Source organism: Arthrobacter sp. NPDC058097 (assembly GCF_042884885.1).
GTDB lineage: Bacteria > Actinomycetota > Actinomycetes > Actinomycetales > Micrococcaceae > Arthrobacter.
In genome coordinates this window covers 35304-51872 of record NZ_JBHVSZ010000001.1, presented here as the reverse complement: position 1 = coordinate 51872, position 16569 = coordinate 35304, and the positions used below count along the sequence as shown (strand labels likewise).

Sequence of the window (16569 nt, the reverse complement as noted above, 5' to 3'; positions counted from 1 at the left end):
TGTTAGCGGCGCGCCGTCCGTCCGTCGGATCGCTGGACCGGCTTCTGCTGGGCCGGCTTCTGTTGGGCGGGGCGCTTTCGCTGCGCCGGTTTTTGCTGCGCCGGCTTGGCTGGGGCCGGCCGCTGGGCCTGCTGTTGCCGAACAGGGGCCTGCGCTGGTTGCCGGGCCGCCGCCGGAAGTCTGGTTGCAGGACGCGCCGGTGCTCCGGCCGCGCGCGCCGGCCCTGTGCTCCGGACCGGCGCCGCGGTGCGTGCCGGGCCTGCGGCGGCCCGGGGTCTGGCGGTGCCGGTGGACCTGGCGGTCCGGGCGGACCGGCCGCGTTCTGCCTGCCGCAGACGGCGGCGGGAGGGCCAGACCGCGGCGCAAAACAGCACCAGCAGCGTCAGGCATCCCGAGACCGCCGCCAGATAGAAGTAAATGTCCGAATCCCTGGTTGTCACGGCCTGGCCCAGGGCTGCCGGACTTTGGTTGAACGCCAGCCCCCACATGCGCAGGAAGGCGATGCTGCAGCCGATAAACAGGCTGGTCCCGGCCCCGCCCGCCAGCAGGGCAAGGTAGCGGCGCCGCGCAAAGGCTTCGGCCACGGACGCCACGTACCCCACGGCAACGGCGCCGAGGAAGGCGAACAGGGCGGCTTCTTCCAGGGTGTACGCCGTCAGAATCAGGAGGCCCGCGGCCGCGGCAAAGGCACCGATCGCTGTCTTCCCGCTGTTACCCATGTGGCCCATGGGACTAATCATCCCTGAGGATCGGGCCTCTTCAGCACGTAGCCGCGCATGATTGTCATGATCGCTGCAACGCTTTGGTCACGGCTCCGTTCCGGGTTGTATGTCTGGCGGTCCAGCCCCACCACGAAGCAGGCGCCAAACACGGCCGCCTCCAGGCTTCCCCGGGAAATGCCGGCATCCACGGGGTACCGGGCAGCCACGCTTTCGATGGCCGTGCCGATCACCTGCAGCAGCCGGGTCCGGAGCTCGACGAAGGTGTCCTGCCATTCGCTCGGGGTGCGCCACTGTTCGCCCACCCATAGCCTGGCGAAGGACGGATACTCGGCCATGAAGTCCATGGCCTGGCCGATCATCGCCTCCATGCCGGCCAGCGGATCCGCCGCTCCGCCACGCACGCTGAGCAGCCGGGCCTCCAGGATGTCCACGCCATGCCGCAGCAGTTGGGCAATCAGGTCCGACTTGCTGCCGAAGTTGTAATAGACGGTCCCCTTGGACACGCCTGCTGCGGCGGCGATCTCGTCCACAGTCACACCAGACGCGCCGCGTTCCCCGATCAGGTCCATGGATGCCTCGAACAGCTTCTGCTTCGTGGCATTGGTCCGGCCGGGGCGGAGCTTCCTTGGTGCAGCGGGTTCCTGATCCGCCTCCAGCGTGCTCATACGGCGATCTCCGGTTTCAGGGTCTTCAGGGTCCAGAACTTGTTCTTGCGGACGGCCAGGGTCGAAAGGGCTATCCCCAGCAAAGTGTAGCCAAACAGCCCCGCCAGGGTCGCCGGGATCAGCGACAGGTCCGCGCCGTAGACCAGGTGCCGCATGCCGTCCACCACATAGCCCATGGGCAGGACCCGGTGGACCGCGTGCAGCGGCTCCGGCGTGGTCTGCCACGGGAAGGTGCCGCCGGACGAGACCAGCTGGAGCACGAGCAGGATCAGGACCACGAGCTTCCCCGGTGAACCGAGCAGCGCCACCACGCCCTGGATGATGGCGCTGAACGCCATGGCCGCCGCCAGCAGGAACAGCCACATCAGCCACGGGTGGGCAGGGTGCAGTCCCAGCCCCACGTTGACGACGACGGTGAGCAGACTCGCCTGCACGGCGGACACCGCCAGGAAGGGAAGCCAGCCGCCGACGGCGATCTTCCATGCCGGCGCGTTGGACGCCATGGCGCGCTGGGTGACGGGCCGCATGGCCTGGACCAGCATGAAGATGCCGATCCACAGGGCCAGCGTCATGAAGAACGGGGCGAGCCCTGCACCATAGGAGCCGGCCTTTGCCTGCGAGACGTTGCTGACCGCAACGGGGTCGGACATCACGGCCGAGAGATCACTTTTCTGCGAGTCGTCGGGGTGGGGGACCTTGCCGGCGCCCCGGGTCAGCCCGTCAGCCAGTTTCCCGGCCCCGGCGGCGGCCGTGCCCGCACCGCTCTCCAGTTGCCCCGCACCGTCGTCGAGCTTTTGGGCCCCTGCCGAGAGGGCGGCGGAACCGTCCACCGCCGTCTGCTCTCCGGACGCCAGGGTCGAGGCCCCGGCTGCCAGCCGGTCTGCCCCGGCAGACGCCGTCGAGATGCCCTCGGTCAAGGCAGGTGCGGCGGCAGCCAAGCGCGCCGCGCCGGCACTGACCGCCGCTGATCCGTCGGAAAGCTGCTGGATCTGTGCGGCGTCTGCCTGGATCTTCGCCTTGGCATCGCCGACCGGGCCGGAGGCGGCTGCGGAATCGACTTCCGCGAGCACCCTGTCCGCCTGCTCCTGCGTCAGGACACCGGCGGCCACCAGCTTGCTGTTGGACTCCTGCAGCCGGCCGCGGAGGCTGGTTTCAGCAGCCTCGAGCTGCCCGACGGCGTCCTGCACCTTGCTGTTCAGCGCCGCGTTTCCGGCCGCAACCTGCGCGGCCCCGTCAGCGAGGCGCTGCGAATCCGCCGGCAGCCCGGCCGTCTTGTCCCGCAGCTCTGCAAGCCCTCCGCTCAGCTGCCCTGCGCCGGCCGAAAGCCCGTTGGCACCGTCACGGAGCCTGACCTGGCCGTTGTAAAGGTCGGCGGCGCCGCTGTTCAGCTTTCCGGTTCCCTCATGAAGGGTGACTGTACCGTCGTGCAGGCGGGTGACGCCGTCGGCCAGCTGCACGGCACCGTCGGCGGCCTTGACCATCTGGGTGTGGATGGTGCCGAATCCGGTGAGGAGCTGGTTGGCCGTCTCGGCGCCGACCTCCTTGGCCACGGATGCGTGGACGGCAGTCGTCAGCTTGTCCACGATGGTGCTCAGCAGATAGTTGTTGGCGTCGTTGGTGGTGACGTTGAGCATGGCCTGGGTGGCCGAATCGAAGCTGCCGGGCGAGGCGAGGTTTGCGGAGAAGTCCCTGGGGATCTTCAGCGCGAAGGCGTACTTTCCGTCGCTGACGCCCTGGTCCGCCTCTGCCGCGGACTGGACGGGCTGCCAGTTGAAGACATGGCCCTCGAGGAGGCTGTCCGCCACCTTCTGCCCGGCCTCCAGCCGCGTCCCGGCGCTGGTGGCGGCCCCGGCGTCCTCCACCACGAGTGCGGCGTCGATCCGGTCGAGGTTGCCGTACGGATTCCAGTTCGCGTAGAGGTACACCGCGCCGTAGAGCAGCGGGACCAGGGCCAGGGCCAGGATGGTCAGCTTGGGCAGCAGCCCGCCGGTCATGCGCTTGAGTTCGGAGCGCGCCAGCCGCAGGACAGTCACTTGGCCACCCCACCCGTCACACTCGGGCCACCCGTCCCGCTGGAGTTTTTGTCCACATAATCGGACTTCGGGGGCGTTTTGGAGCCATTATCTGGACAAAAACTCGCCGCGGAGGGAGGGGCGGCGGCGTTGCCGATTTCCGCGGCCGGTCCGGTCCAGCCGTCCGGGAGGGCGGTAACGGTTGCGACGACGGCGAGTGGCCGGCCGCCGTCGTACGCCAGTTCGCTGAGCCGCGGCAACCAGCCGGCAGGGTCGGCGCCGTGCCGGTCGGGGGAGTCCACGACAAGGAGGTCCGTCGCAGGGTTGGCGAGGGCCAGTGCCGTGAGGAGCTCGGTGCGGCGCGCCGGCGGGAGCTGCTCCGTCCACATGCCGGCAACGTCCTCGAAGCGGTTGACCTTCAGCCATGGCTTGCTCAGGAGGGCGCCGCGGTACCGGCGGGGCACCAGGGCCAGATCCTCGGTCACCAGGTCCCCGACGCTCAGGTGCTCTTCGGGTTCGTTGACGCCGGGTGAGTCCACCAGAGCGCTGGCGCGCCGCAGCGGCCTGATCCCTGCCGTGCCGTCCCAGGTGGCGGTGCCGGCGTCGGGCTTCATCCGGCCGCTGAGGGCAAGCGCCAGCGCCGTCCGCTGGTCCTGGCGGTCGCCGGTCACCAGCAGCAGTTCGCCGCGGGTCGCCTGAAGGGAAGTCGGCGGCAGGAGGTCGAGCCGCCGGCCTTTCACGCTGAGCTGTCGTGCGCAGAGCAAAGGGAGCCTTTCGCAGAAGTTGTCTGCCTCAAGGCTAACTGAACTGACTGGTCAGTTCAAATAAGAATCAGAGGCCGTACTTCTCCAGCAGCCGCAGCCAGACCTCGCTGATGGTGGGGTAGGAGGGGACAGCGTGCCAGAGCCGGTCGAGCGGCACCTCCCCGACGACGGCGATCGTCGCAGCGTGCAGGAGTTCGGCGACGTCAGGTCCGGCGAAGGTCGCGCCGAGGAGCACCTTGCGGTCCTCGTCCACCACGAGCTGCGCCCAGCCCTTGTAGTTCCGGGCATGGAGCGAGGAACCGGCCACTTCGATCGGCAGCTCCACCGACGAGGCGTTGTAGCCGTCCTTGCGCGCCTGCTCCAGCGACCTGCCGACGTTGGCCAGTTCGGGGTCGGTGAACACCACGTTGGGAACGGCGTGCTCGTCGGCCGTCTGCGCATGCCGGCTCCACGGCTCGGGCTCCCCGCGCAGCTCGCCCTTGGCCCGGGCGGCAATCGCCGCGGCGGTGGCCCGCGCCTCGTACTTGCCCTGGTGGGTCAGCAGTACTTTGCCGGCCGCGTCGCCCACCGCATACAGCCAGGGACCGTCGCCATTGCCGGACGCTTCAGCCACCAGGCCGGTGGAGTCGGTACGGATGACCAGGGGCTTGCCGTCGCTGGCGGACAGGCCCACGTTCTCCAGCCCGAGCCCGTCCAGTGCGGGCCGCCGGCCAGTCGACACCAGCAGCTTGTCCACGGTGACGGTGTCACCACCGCCTAGCGTGAGCGTCAGGGAGCCGTCGGAATTCCGGTGGACGCTGCGGGTCTTGGTGTCAAGGCGGAGCTCCACGCCGTCGGCCCGCAGGCCGCCAGCCACCAGTTCCGCGGCCTCGGCCGGGAAATTGCGCAGCAGTCCGCTGCGGGCCACCAGCGTGACCGTGGATCCGAGGCGGGCGAAGGCCTGGGCAAGCTCCGTGCCGGCGACGCCGCCGCCCAGCACACCTAGCCGCTCCGGGACCTCCTTGGCCGAGGTCGCCTCGCGCGTGCCCCAGTACTCCACCTCGGACAGCCCGTCGACGGGCGGCTGGTTCGGTGTGGAACCGTTGGCAAGTACGACGGCGTGGCGCGCCGTGAGTGCGTATTCGTCACCGTCCAGGCCGGCTACTTTAACGCTCCGCTCGCCGCTGATCCGGGCCCGGCCGCGAACCAGTTCGATGCCGGCGCCCTCCACCCATTCCACCTGGCTGGCGTCCTGCCAGTGCGAGGTGAAGGAGTCGCGCTGTTTGAGGACCGCAGCCGCATCGAGCGTTCCGGTTACGGCCTCGCTGGCACCGGGAACTGCCTGCGCACCGTGCAGCGCGGTGCCCGGACGCAGCAGCGCCTTGGACGGCATGCAGGCCCAATAGGAGCATTCGCCGCCCACCAGTTCGGCTTCAACGAGGACTGCCGTCAGGCCTCCCTGCACCACGCGGTCCGCGGCATTTTCCCCCGCCGCGCCGGCGCCGATCACAATGACATCGAATTCCCGTTCAACAAGACGTGGCATGGCAACAGCCTACGCCCGCCGTTGCTGCGGGTTTCGGCAGTCGCTGCTGTAACAATGGACCCTCCGTTCCGGGGACGTGGGACATCCGCTACGGTGAGAAAAGTTCGGACAGTGCAAAGGAGCCCTCATGCAGCCCTCCAACGTGGTTCCGCCGGCCCGCTTCAGCGCCCACGCCCGCCTGCGTGCCCTGCAGTCGGACATCATGGAACTGATCCTGGACCGTGAACTGGAGCCCGGCGACGCCCTCCCCACCGAAAACGAGCTGTGCCTCGCACTCGGTGTGGGCCGGAATACCCTCAGGGAGTCGCTGAAGGTCCTGCAGGCCCTGGGGGTCATCGAGATCCGGCACGGCTTCGGCATGTTCGTGGCGCCCAGCAATTTCGAGTCCCTGGCGGATGGCCTGATTTTCCGTGGGCGGCTGTCCCTGCGGCACCACGGCCTGGAGGCGCGGCAGCTCGTGGACGTCCGGCAGGCGCTGGAGGCAGGCCTCATCGGGAGCGCGATGGACGAGATGACCGCCGACCAGCTGGCCTCCATCGAGGAATCCGTGATCCGCATGGAACAGGGTGCAGCGACAGGGGAGGCTTTCGTGGAAGCCGACGCCGAATTCCACCGCAGGCTCTTTGAACCCCTTAAGAATGAACTGCTGCTCAACCTGCTGGGCGTCTTCTGGAAGGTGTACCGCAAGATCTACACCGAGGTTGGACCCGGGGTGGAGGATCTGCCGGCGCTCGCTGCAGTGCACCGGAACATCTATTCGGCCGTGGCTGCCGGGGACAAGGGGCGGGCTGCCCGCGAGCTGACCCATCACTTCGACGGCTTCCGGCAAAGGATCGTGGAAGCCGTCGGCGAATAAACAGTTTCGGAGGGCAGGGGCGCAGCGGTCCCTGCAAAGCAGGCTTAACGCAGAAGATCCGCACCGGTTTCCCGGTGCGGATCTTCTCTCTGTGCGCCCAAAGGGATTCGAACCCCTGACCTTCTGTTCCGTAGACAGACGCTCTATCCAGCTGAGCTATGGGCGCATCTTCCGTTTCGGTTCGAACTTTTCGCTCGCCCCGAACCTCGAATAACTTTACGCGAGGACGGCCGCAGTTCCAAATCGAGAACCGTGTAATCTACACAACTAGACCGGTCTATGTGACCTTCGTCACTAATTTCGAGTTTTCTAAATCCAAATTCCGCGAGTTTCCGCGGAATTCGCCTTCGGACGGGCAGGACATCCGATGTCTGACCGCGAATTGGTCCAGATCAACAGAAATAGCATTTAGCACACACCACTGAACCCGAAGAAGGGAACTGCAATGGCCCACCTGGCGCGACTGCCGCTGCTTGAGAAAGCACCCACCACCCATGCTGGTCTGCTGGCGTGGGTTGAAGAGGTCGCTGGCCTGACCCAGCCGGACCGGATTCATTGGGTCGACGGCTCCGAGGAAGAAAACACCCGCCTCACCGACGAACTCGTTGCGGCCGGCACCCTGAAGCGGCTGAACCAGGACCTGTTCCCCAACTCCTTCGCAGCCTTTTCGGATCCTGCCGACGTGGCCCGTGTCGAAGAGCAGACCTTCATCTGCTCCGAGAAGGAGCACGACGCAGGCTTCACCAACAACTGGATGGCCCCGGCGGAGATGAAGGAGAAGCTCCGCGGGCTGTTCTCCGGTTCCATGCGCGGCCGCACCATGTACGTCATCCCGTTCGTCATGGGCCACCTCGATGCTGAGGACCCCAAATTTGGCGTCGAGATCACCGACTCCGCCTACGTGGTTGCCTCCATGCGCATCATGGCCCGCATCGGCACGGACGTCCTGAACCGGATCACCGAAACCAACGCCTTCTTCGTTCCGGCCCTGCACTCCCTGGGCGCTCCGCTGGAGCCCGGCCAGGCAGACGTCCCGTGGCCCTGCAACCCGGACAAGTGGATCGTGCACTTCCCCGAAGAGCGCTCCATCTGGTCCTTCGGCTCCGGCTACGGCGGAAACGCGCTGCTGGGCAAGAAGTGCTACGCCCTGCGCATCGCGTCGGTCATGGCCCACGACGAGGGCTGGCTTGCCGAGCACATGCTCATCCTCAAGCTCACCTCGCCGGAAAACAAGACGTACTACGTCTCGGCAGCCTTCCCGTCGGCCTGCGGCAAGACCAATCTTGCTCTCCTGGACCCCACCATCAAGGGCTGGAAGGTCGAGACCCTCGGCGACGACATCACCTGGATGCGGTTCGGCAAGGAAGGCGAGCTCCGCGCCGTCAACCCCGAGGCCGGCCTGTTCGGCGTGGCCCCGGGCACGGGCTGGGGCACCAACCCCAACGCGATGCGCGCCATCGCCAAGGGCAACAGCATCTTCACCAACGTTGCGCTGACTGACGACGGCGGCGTCTGGTGGGAGGGCATGACGGAGGAAACCCCTGCCCACCTGACCGACTGGCAGGGCAACTCCTGGACGCCTGAGTCCGGCAAGCCGGCGGCCCACCCGAACTCGCGCTTCTGCACCCCGATCGACCAGATCGACATGCTGGCAGAGGAGTACCACAACCCGGACGGTGTGGAACTGTCCGCGATCCTGTTCGGCGGCCGCCGCAAGACCACCATTCCGCTGGTCACCGAGGCCCGCGACTGGACCAACGGCATTTTCATGGGCTCCACTCTGTCGTCGGAGACCACCGCTGCTGCGGCCGGTGCCGTCGGCGTGGTCCGCCGCGACCCCATGGCCATGCTGCCGTTCATCGGCTACGACGCCGGCGACTACCTGAACCACTGGGTTAACCTCTCCGCGAAGGCCAACCCGGAGCGCCTGCCCAAGATCTTCCTGGTCAACTGGTTCCGCCGCGCGGCAGAGGGCGGCTTCGCCTGGCCAGGCTTCGGGGACAACGCACGTGTCCTGAAGTGGGCCATCGAACGGCTCGAAGGAAAGGCCGACGCCGCGGAGACCCCCATCGGCTTCGTTCCGACCGGCGACGCGATCGACCTCGAGGGACTCGACATGACCCCTGCCCAGGTTGAGGACGCAGTCCGCGTCGACTCCGAGGAGTGGAAGACCGAACTCGCCTCGATCGAGGAGTGGTTCGCCAACTTCGGCGACTCGCTGCCCGCCGCACTCCAGAACGAGCTCGACGGCCTGAAGGCCCGCCTGGCCTAGACCGGTAAAAGTCCGACGGCGGCCCCGCACCTTTCTTCAAAGGTGCGGGGCCGCCGTCGTACGTCCTGGAGTTATTGTCCAGATAATGGCCGCTAAAGGCCTCTAAAGTCGCGACAAGTGGACGAAAACTCCCCCGGCGGGAGGGCTTAGGAGGCCAGCCAGATGTCCGGGCCGAAGACCTCGTAGTGGATCTTCGTGGCCGGGATGCCGGCGTTGATGGCCTCGCTGCGGATGTTCTTCATGAACGGCAGCGGGCCGCACAGGTACAGCGACGCGTTGGCCGGTAGATCCACCTCACGCAGGGACATGAAACCGGACTTGGAGCCGGCCTCCGGCCGCTCAAGCCAGAGCTGGAGTTCGGCGCCGTCGAGGCGTTCGACGTCGTCCGTCATCTGGGAGCGCAGGGCCCAGCTGTCCAGGGTGCTTTCGGCGTGCAGGACCAGCACCTGGCGGTCGGAGCCGGTTTCGGCAAGTGAACGCAGGATCGAGGCGGTGGGCGTGCAGCCGATGCCCGCGGAGGCAAGGACCACCGGGCCGTCGTCGTCCTTCAGCGTAATTTCGCCGAACGGGTTGGAGATGGCGATGATGTCTCCGACCTCAACGCTGTTGTGCAGCACGGGGGAGACCTCGCCGCCGTCGTCGAGCTTGGTGGTGAAGCTGCGGCTGGTGCCGGCGTCGCCGGACAGGGAGTACTGGCGGACCTGGCGGATGCCGTCGGGCAGGGTGACCTTGACGCTGATGTACTGGCCCGGCAGCGCGGGGGTGACGGGGCTGTCATCGGCAGGCGCCAGGGTGAACGTCATTGATCCGGTGCCGGCGGGGGCCTTTTCGACGACCGTCCACGGCATCCACATCGCGGTGTTCGCCTGTGCCGCGTACAGGTCCTTTTCCAGCTTGATCAGGGCGTCCGCCATGAGCCAGTAGACCTCGGTCCAGGCTTCGGCGATTTCCCGCGTGATGACCTCGGCAAGGTCGTCGGCGATCGCTGCGAACAGGTGCTCGTAGACCACCTGGTACTGCGGCTCGGTGATGCCGAGCGAGGCGTGGCGGTGGGCGATGCGGGACAGCACGGTCTCCGGCAGGGTGTCCGGGTGGTTCACGAGGTGGGTGGCAAATGCGGCGATGCTGCCGGCCAGGGCCTGCTGCTGGTTGCCGTTGCGCTGGTTGGAGCGGCTGAACAGCCCGTCCAGGAGTTCCGGGTGCGCGGCGAAGAGCCGGGCATAGAACTTGGGGGTGATCTCGCCGATTCGTGAGCCGACCAGGGGAAGGGTGGCTTCGATGACAGGACGGGCTTTGTCCGAGAGCATTGACACTCCTGAGCTAGTGGTCCGGGGTCTTTGGCCGGACCGGGGCTGCAGATACTGGCATTCGAAATGCCACTTTCTGTTGGTCCATTTCTACAACCTGTAGAAGGGATTTTCCAAATGGGGAGTGTGGCGGAGCGGGGCCTCGCGGAGGCCGTGACGGGCTGGGCTCAGGCGCCGGGTCGCAGCCCGATCGCCTCGAAAACGGGCGTCATCTGGCGTGAGGTGGGGAGCTCGGCCACCACGACGTCGTCGAGTTCGCGGTAGAAGGCATCGCGCGCCCGGGCGAGGGCGCCGCGGAGCCGGCATTCATTGATGAGGGGGCAGCTGCCTGCCGGGCCGATGCACTCGGCGGGATTTTCGCGGGTGTCCAGCTCCCGAAGGACCTGGCCAACGGTGACGCGGCGGCCGGCGGCACTGAGCCGGGAACCACCGTTGCGGCCGCGCTCAACGTCAATCAGACCCAGCATGCGCAGCTTCGCCACGGCTTTGCTGACGTGGTTGTAGGGGGTTCCGACGGCGTCAGCGACGTTCTGGGTGGTGAGCAGGCCGCCCTCCGGTGCGGCAGCGAGCACTATGAGGGCGCGCAGGCTGACGTCCGCAAAGGCGTTGATTTTCATGGTACTAGCCTAATAGTCTGTGCAAATCCCCGGTCGGCCTTTCGCACATCGCGTGATCCGTGCGCTGCCGGCGACCAGGTCAAAGCACTGTTCCGGACCGGTCTAGTCAGCCCAGATGACGGGCTCGTTGGTGTCGGCCGCAAGATCGCCGAACGCCCAATCGCCGCCCCCGTTGTTGGGCGAGTACGGCAGGACGGCCGCGAAAACTGCGCGGTCCCGGTGTTCGGTGGCCACGTGGATAGCGTCCGAGTCCTCCTCGACCAGGGTGATGTCGCAGACGATCGCGGCGGCGCGGAACTCGTCCCGGTGCTGGCGCAGAAGTTCCGTAATGTCGCGGATCATCCCGTCGGCGTCGAAGTCGCTGTTCCCGCCGGCCTCCGGATCGGCCGGCGAAACAGCCACGAGCCGGACATCGCCATCGTTCTCCAGCACCAGGGCGAACGGCAGGAACCCGCCGCTGCGCTCAAGCTGCTCCTGGGCTGCCGCCATTCCGGTGCCCAGGAGGTTTTCCAGGTCCGTGGCCGTGGCCTCGGGGACGGATGCACGCCACGACGGCTGTTCCGATGTCGGGTCGGGTGATGCCACCGGGCGGTCCTAGCTGCGGACCAGGGCCAGCACGCGGTCGCGCACGCGCTCCATGGTGGCCCGGTCCGTGGCTTCGGCGTTCAGGCGCAGGTACGGTTCGGTGTTGGAGGGGCGCAGATTGAACCAGAAACTGCCGTCGGCGGCCGTGAAGGTGCTGCCGTCCAGGTAGTCCACCGCCACGTCCTCGGTCTCGAAGTCGGCCCGGACACGCTCCACGGCGCCTGCCTTGTCCTCGATTTCCGAGTTGATTTCGCCGGAGGAAACGTAGGGTTCGTACTCCCGGCCGAGCTCGGAAAGCGGACCGTCCTGTTCGCCGAGGGCGGCCAGCACGTGCATGGCGGCAAGCATGCCGGTGTCCGCGTTCCAGAAATCGCGGAAGTAGAAGTGGGCGGAGTGCTCACCGCCGAAGATGGCGCCTTCCTCTGCCATGACGGCCTTGATAAAGGAGTGACCAACCCGGGTGCGCACGGCACGTCCGCCGTCTTCGGCGACGAGTTCGGGCACCGCGCGGGAGGTCAGGAGGTTGTGGATGATGGTGGGCGTCGCCTCGCCCTGCGCCTTCGCGCGGGCGATTTCGCGGCGGGCCACCATGCCCGTGATGGCCGACGGCGAGACCGCCTCGCCCTTTTCGTCGATGACGAAGCAGCGGTCGGCGTCGCCGTCGAACGCCAGTCCGATGTCCGCACCGTGCTCGACGACGGCGGCCTGCAGGTCGCGCAGGTTTTCCGGCTCCAGGGGGTTGGCGGGGTGGTTCGGGAAGGAGCCGTCCAGTTCGAAGTAGAGCGGGACAATGTCGAAGGGCAGCTTGGGCAGCAGCGTGTCGCCCAGAACGGCAGGTGTGGTCAGGCCGGCCATGCCGTTACCGGCGTCCACCACGACCTTGAGGGGGCGCGAGCCGGAAAGGTCAACGAGCGTGCGCAGGTATTCGGCGTAGTCCCTCAGCACGTCCCGGACGCCGATCTGGCCCTGGGTCTCGGCGGAGGGGATGGAGCCCGTGTTCAGGTACTGCTCGGCGAGTGCCTGGATCTCCTTGAGGCCCGTCTCGGAGGAGATGGGGACGGCGCCGGCCTTGGCCATCTTGATGCCGTTGTATTCGGCGGGGTTGTGACTTGCCGTGAACGTGGCGCCCGCGGCGTTCAGGGCACCGCAAGCGTAGTACAGCTCGTCCGTGGAGATCAGGTCCAGCAGCTGGACGTTGGCGCCGCGGGTGGCGGCGCCGCTGGCGAATGCCTTGCTGAACTCGGGGGAGGAGGGGCGCATGTCACCGCCGACCAGGACCGTCTGTCCCTCCAGGCCAAGCACGTCAACGAACGCTGCGCCTACGGCCTCAACGATTTCGGCGGTGATGGATTCGCCCACGATGCCGCGGACGTCATACGCCTTGAACGAGGCCGACAGGTCAAAAATACGGGTCTGGTCGCTAGTCACGGCACTTATCTTACGGGCACGCGCGCGGCCGCCTGTGAAGGCGGAAGTCACAGAAGCGCGCGCGGGCTGTTGTCCACATAGGCGGTGCCCGGGGTTTGGAGTGTCAGAGGTGGCTGGGATACTGAATCAATGGCAAATAACCAGCACGCTCCTGTCCTTGCTTCCGCCCCCGGTCCCGCGGGTGCCGGCGCCGGAACGGAAGAGGCAACGGCCACCGGGACGCGCGGCCAGGCCCTGTCGGTGCTGCGCGAGCTGGTGGGCCGGCCGGAGGCCGACTTCCACGACGGCCAGTTCGAGGCCATCGAGGCACTGGTCGACGGCGGCCGCCGGACGCTCGTGGTCCAGCGGACAGGCTGGGGAAAATCCGCCGTTTACTTCGTGGCCTCTTTGCTGCTCCGGCGGCGCGGGGCCGGACCCACGCTGATCGTATCGCCGCTGCTGGCCCTGATGCGGGACCAGGTGGCCGCTGCCGCCCGGGCCGGTGTCCGGGCCGTGGCCATCAACTCCGCCAACCAGCTGGAGTGGGACGCGGTGCGGGAGCAGTTGGCCGCAGATCAGGTGGATGTCCTGCTGGTATCCCCGGAGCGGCTCACCAACCCCTCGTTCCGGGAGAACCAGCTGCCCGAACTCATCCGGCGGACTGGCCTGCTGGTGATCGACGAGGCGCACTGCATCTCCGACTGGGGCCACGACTTCCGGCCCGACTACCGGCGCATTGCGGACCTCATCGCGGAACTGCCGGACACCGTGCCAGTGCTGGCCACCACGGCCACTGCGAATTCGCGGGTGGTCCATGACATCGAGGAACAGCTCGGCGACGGCGTGCTCACCATCCGGGGCGCGCTCGGCCGGGAATCGCTGCGGCTTGGGGTCCTGGCGCTGCCCGATTCGCGGCAGCGTCTCGGCTGGCTGCTCACGCACCTGTCCGATCTGCAGGGCAGCGGGATCATCTACACCCTGACCGTCTCCGCCGCCGAGGACACCGCCAGGCTGCTCGCGGAGGCGGGTCACGAGGTGCTGGCTTATACGGGCCGCACCGACCCCGCCGACCGTGAGCGGGCGGAGCAGCTCCTCAAGGACAACCAGGTCAAGGCGCTCGTGGCCACCTCCGCGCTGGGGATGGGCTTCGACAAGCCGGACCTCGGCTTCGTGGTGCACCTGGGCGCCCCGTCGTCCCCGGTGGCCTACTACCAGCAGGTGGGCAGGGCCGGCCGTGGCGCCGCCAACGCAGACGTCCTGCTGCTGCCCGGGTCCGAGGACCGCGAAATCTGGCAGTACTTTGCCACCGCTTCCATGCCTTCCGAGGAGAAGGCCACTGCTGTGCTGACCGCCCTGGCAGACGCGGGCTCGGCCGTGTCCACGGTAGCTCTGGAAGCCCGGGTGGACCTGCGCCGGACGCCCCTGGAACTACTCCTGAAGGTGCTCGCCGTGGACGGGGCGGTGGAACGCGTAGGCGGTGGCTGGCGGTCCACCGGTATGCCGTGGACGTATGACGCCGAACGGTACCGCCGCATCGCGGAGGCCCGGGTGGACGAGCAGGACTCCATGGTCATCTACCAGGACACCGCCGGATGCCGGATGGAGTACATCACCTCAGTCCTGGATGACGAGACCGCCGCCGCCTGCGGCCGGTGCGACAACTGCGCAGGCAGGTGGTTTCCGTCAGAGGTCGCAGCCACAGCCACGGAGGCTGCCGGGCAGACCCTCAGCCGCGCCGGCATCGTGCTGGAGCCCAGGCTCCAGTGGCCCAGCGGAATGGACCGCCTGGGGGTGCCGGTGAAGGGCAAGATCAAACCCGACGAAAACACGGCGGACGGCCGGGTCCTTGCCAGGCTGACGGACCTGGGCTGGGGCGGGGCGCTGCGTGAACTCTTCGCGGCCGGAGCTGCGGACCGCGCTGTCGATCCCGGCATGCTGCAGGCCTGTGTCCAGGTGCTGCGTGAATGGGGCGCCGGAGACTCCCGGCTTCCGGGCTGGAGCGGCGCGGGCAGGCCGGCGGCGATTGTCAGCATGCCCTCGCGCAGCAGGCCCGAGCTCGTGGATTCCCTCGCCCGGGGCATCTCCCAGATCGGCCGCATTCCGTACATCGGCCAGCTGCAGCTCGAACACGGCGGGCCGACCGGAGGACGCGGCGGCAACAGCGCCTACCGGCTGGCCGGGGTGTGGGACCGTCTCGTAGTGGGGGAGTCGCTGGCGACGGAGCTCGCAGGCATGGGCGGCGGCAGCGTGATGCTCATCGACGACCTCGTGGACAGCCGGTGGACCGTCACCGTCGCTGGACGCGCCCTTAGGCGGGCCGGTGCGGGCGCGGTGCTTCCGCTGGCGCTGGCCCAGGCTGGCTGACCTCGGCTCCCGCGTGCCGGTGCAGCATCAGGCTGTCGGCGGTGCTGAGGAGCATCAGCACCGCAATCGACACGAACGCGCCGCGGTAGGCCGCCAGGCCGCTGCCGTCCGGTCCGGCTGACAGGATGCCGCCAAGCGAGGACGAGAGCAGCGAATCCGACTCGAAGAGGCGCAGCAGCAGGGCGCCCACCGCGATTCCGGCCCCGGTGGCCAGCTGCACCAGTGTCGCAGAGACGGCGTTGGCTGACGTCAGCTGGGCCGGCACGATGTCTGCGTACTGCACAGATGCGTAGGCGGAAAAGCCGATGGACCGGAACGCTCCGCTGCACACGAGGAGTGCGAACACCAGCGGTTCCGGTGTGTCCGGGGTCAGCAGCGCGCAGAGGGCGAAGGTGGCGGCCGAGGCCAGGGACGCGAAGACCAGCACCGGCTTGAAACCGAAGCGCCTGATGAGCGGAGTGGTCGCTGGTTTGATGCCGATGTTCCCGATAAAGACGGCGGCCACCATGATGCCCGCATGCAGGGGTGTCCACCCGAAGCCGTTCTGGAACATGAGCGGCAGCAGGAACGGCACGGCGCTGATGGTCAGCCGGTAGATGAAGCCGCCGGAGTTGGTGGCCCGGAAAGTGCGGGTTCCAAAGACTGTCAGATCGAACAACGGGTGGGCGGCGCGGCGCATCCACAGGACCGCCGCTGCCAGTGCGAGAACCCCGGCCAGAATGCTCGGCCAGGTCCAAAAGCCGCCCGGGTGGCCGCTGGCCAGTTCCAGGCCTGCCACCAGCGCCCCCACGCCCGCCGTCGTGAGGGCAAGCCCCAGCCAGTCCAGCCGGCGGCTCCGGTCGCCGGGAACGGCGGGAACGAGGCGCAGGGCGGCCAGGAAGGCTGCGGCACCGAGCGGCAGGTTGATCAGGAAGATCCAGTGCCAGGACAGGTAGGTGGTCAGCGCGCCGCCCACAAGCGGTGCCAGGACCGGAGCCAGCAGGCCGGGCCAGACGAGATAGGCCGTGGCGCGCAGCAGATCCGACTTTGGCGTCCCGCGAAGCACCAGCAGCGTACCGACCGGCACCATCATCGCCCCGCCCAGGCCCTGCAGGACCCGGCTGACCGTCAGGACCGTGAGGTCCTGGCTGGCGGCGCACAACAGGGACGCCACGGTGAAGACGGCGATGGCCAGGCAGAAAATCCGCCGGGCCCCGAGCCGCTCCGCCAGCCAGCCGCTCAGCGGGATGCCCATGGCCACCGTCATCAGATAGGCGGTCATGGTGATGTTTACGCTGGCCGACGGCACGCCAAAGTCCCCCGCGATGCTCGGGATGGCGGTGGTCAGGACCGTCCCGTCGAGGAACTCCATGAAGAACGTGGCCGCTACAAGCAGGGCCAGCCGGGGGCTCCAAGCCTCGTTGGCGGAAAGCTTGTTCATGGAGTCATCCTGCCACCGGAAAGCGCTTTATCGCGTTGAGCGTCCGGTACGCG

At 67.7% G+C, this 16569-nt stretch carries 13 protein-coding genes and 1 tRNA gene; 3 read left to right on the top strand and 11 right to left on the bottom strand.

Translation table 11 applies throughout. The annotated features are described in order from the left end of the window. Positions 1-2 precede the first annotated feature (2 nt). The 5 genes from ACFVTE_RS00265 to ACFVTE_RS00245 all read right to left on the bottom strand — a co-directional run bounded on the left by ACFVTE_RS00265 (position 3) and on the right by ACFVTE_RS00245 (position 5688). Positions 3-719, bottom strand: coding sequence for a hypothetical protein (locus ACFVTE_RS00265; protein ID WP_387095245.1), 717 nt, complete (start codon positions 717-719; stop codon positions 3-5). Between the two features lie 17 nt (positions 720-736). Continuing rightward, complete coding sequence (locus ACFVTE_RS00260) at positions 737-1387, bottom strand: TetR/AcrR family transcriptional regulator (RefSeq protein ID WP_387095242.1); 651 nt, start codon at positions 1385-1387, stop codon at positions 737-739. Further along, positions 1384-3420, bottom strand: coding sequence for a YhgE/Pip family protein (locus tag ACFVTE_RS00255; RefSeq protein ID WP_387095239.1), 2037 nt, complete (start codon positions 3418-3420; stop codon positions 1384-1386). The genes ACFVTE_RS00260 and ACFVTE_RS00255 overlap by 4 nt, the downstream gene beginning before the upstream one ends. Then, positions 3417-4163 carry an ABC transporter ATP-binding protein gene (locus tag ACFVTE_RS00250; protein WP_387095237.1) on the bottom strand — a complete coding sequence of 249 codons (747 nt, stop codon included), beginning with the start codon at positions 4161-4163 and terminating at the stop codon, positions 3417-3419. The genes ACFVTE_RS00255 and ACFVTE_RS00250 overlap by 4 nt, the downstream gene beginning before the upstream one ends. Positions 4164-4230: 67 nt before the next feature. Next, the gene (locus tag ACFVTE_RS00245) at positions 4231-5688 is read right to left on the bottom strand and encodes a dihydrolipoyl dehydrogenase family protein (protein ID WP_387095234.1); all 1458 of its coding nucleotides are present in this window, start codon (positions 5686-5688) and stop codon (positions 4231-4233) included. A gap of 127 nt (positions 5689-5815) precedes the next feature. Here ACFVTE_RS00245 and ACFVTE_RS00240 point away from each other — a divergent pair, with 127 nt between their 5' ends. Further along, positions 5816-6544, top strand: coding sequence for a FadR/GntR family transcriptional regulator (locus ACFVTE_RS00240; protein ID WP_387095232.1), 729 nt, complete (start codon positions 5816-5818; stop codon positions 6542-6544). Positions 6545-6636: 92 nt separating this feature from the next. On the opposite strand, the gene ACFVTE_RS00235 is transcribed toward ACFVTE_RS00240, so the two are convergent. Beyond that, positions 6637-6710 (bottom strand) — tRNA-Arg (locus ACFVTE_RS00235). A gap of 279 nt (positions 6711-6989) precedes the next feature. On the opposite strand from ACFVTE_RS00235, the gene ACFVTE_RS00230 reads away from it, so the two are divergent. Then, the gene (locus tag ACFVTE_RS00230; protein WP_387095229.1) at positions 6990-8816 is read left to right on the top strand and encodes a phosphoenolpyruvate carboxykinase (GTP); all 1827 of its coding nucleotides are present in this window, start codon (positions 6990-6992) and stop codon (positions 8814-8816) included. Between the two features lie 146 nt (positions 8817-8962). Here the strand turns inward: ACFVTE_RS00230 and ACFVTE_RS00225 are convergent, their stop codons facing one another. The 4 genes from ACFVTE_RS00225 to ACFVTE_RS00210 form a co-directional block, all read right to left on the bottom strand. Continuing rightward, positions 8963-10123, bottom strand: a complete 1161-nt coding sequence (locus ACFVTE_RS00225; protein WP_387095226.1) for a globin domain-containing protein — start codon at positions 10121-10123, stop codon at positions 8963-8965. A 167-nt stretch (positions 10124-10290) separates the two neighbouring features. Further along, positions 10291-10740, bottom strand: a complete 450-nt coding sequence (locus ACFVTE_RS00220) for an RrF2 family transcriptional regulator (protein WP_387095224.1) — start codon at positions 10738-10740, stop codon at positions 10291-10293. A 102-nt stretch (positions 10741-10842) separates the two neighbouring features. Continuing rightward, complete coding sequence (locus ACFVTE_RS00215; RefSeq protein WP_387095222.1) at positions 10843-11325, bottom strand: hypothetical protein; 483 nt, start codon at positions 11323-11325, stop codon at positions 10843-10845. 9 nt (positions 11326-11334) lie between these two features. Beyond that, the gene (locus ACFVTE_RS00210; RefSeq protein ID WP_387095219.1) at positions 11335-12753 is read right to left on the bottom strand and encodes a phosphomannomutase/phosphoglucomutase; all 1419 of its coding nucleotides are present in this window, start codon (positions 12751-12753) and stop codon (positions 11335-11337) included. 129 nt (positions 12754-12882) lie between these two features. Between ACFVTE_RS00210 and ACFVTE_RS00205 the strand changes: the two genes are divergently transcribed. Further along, positions 12883-15096 (top strand): RecQ family ATP-dependent DNA helicase, encoded by a 2214-nt coding sequence (locus ACFVTE_RS00205; RefSeq protein WP_387095216.1) that lies wholly within the window; start codon positions 12883-12885, stop codon positions 15094-15096. Here the strand turns inward: ACFVTE_RS00205 and ACFVTE_RS00200 are convergent. Further along, positions 15041-16516, bottom strand: a complete 1476-nt coding sequence (locus ACFVTE_RS00200) for an MFS transporter (RefSeq protein ID WP_387095214.1) — start codon at positions 16514-16516, stop codon at positions 15041-15043. The two genes, ACFVTE_RS00205 and ACFVTE_RS00200, sit on opposite strands and share 56 nt — an antisense overlap. Between the last annotated feature and the right edge of the window lie 53 nt (positions 16517-16569).

What these genes read in the sequence shown, in the direction of transcription:
- ACFVTE_RS00205 (WP_387095216.1), top strand. Translation starts at nt 12,883, where the DNA reads ATGGCAAATAACCAGCACGCTCCTGTCCTTGCTTCCGCCCCCGGTCCC.
- ACFVTE_RS00230 (WP_387095229.1), top strand. Translation starts at nt 6,990, where the DNA reads ATGGCCCACCTGGCGCGACTGCCGCTGCTTGAGAAAGCACCCACCACC.
- ACFVTE_RS00265 (WP_387095245.1), bottom strand. Translation starts at nt 719, where the DNA reads ATGGGTAACAGCGGGAAGACAGCGATCGGTGCCTTTGCCGCGGCCGCG.
- ACFVTE_RS00245 (WP_387095234.1), bottom strand. Translation starts at nt 5,688, where the DNA reads ATGCCACGTCTTGTTGAACGGGAATTCGATGTCATTGTGATCGGCGCC.
- ACFVTE_RS00240 (WP_387095232.1), top strand. Translation starts at nt 5,816, where the DNA reads ATGCAGCCCTCCAACGTGGTTCCGCCGGCCCGCTTCAGCGCCCACGCC.
- ACFVTE_RS00200 (WP_387095214.1), bottom strand. Translation starts at nt 16,516, where the DNA reads ATGAACAAGCTTTCCGCCAACGAGGCTTGGAGCCCCCGGCTGGCCCTG.
- ACFVTE_RS00220 (WP_387095224.1), bottom strand. Translation starts at nt 10,740, where the DNA reads ATGAAAATCAACGCCTTTGCGGACGTCAGCCTGCGCGCCCTCATAGTG.
- ACFVTE_RS00225 (WP_387095226.1), bottom strand. Translation starts at nt 10,123, where the DNA reads ATGCTCTCGGACAAAGCCCGTCCTGTCATCGAAGCCACCCTTCCCCTG.
- ACFVTE_RS00260 (WP_387095242.1), bottom strand. Translation starts at nt 1,387, where the DNA reads ATGAGCACGCTGGAGGCGGATCAGGAACCCGCTGCACCAAGGAAGCTC.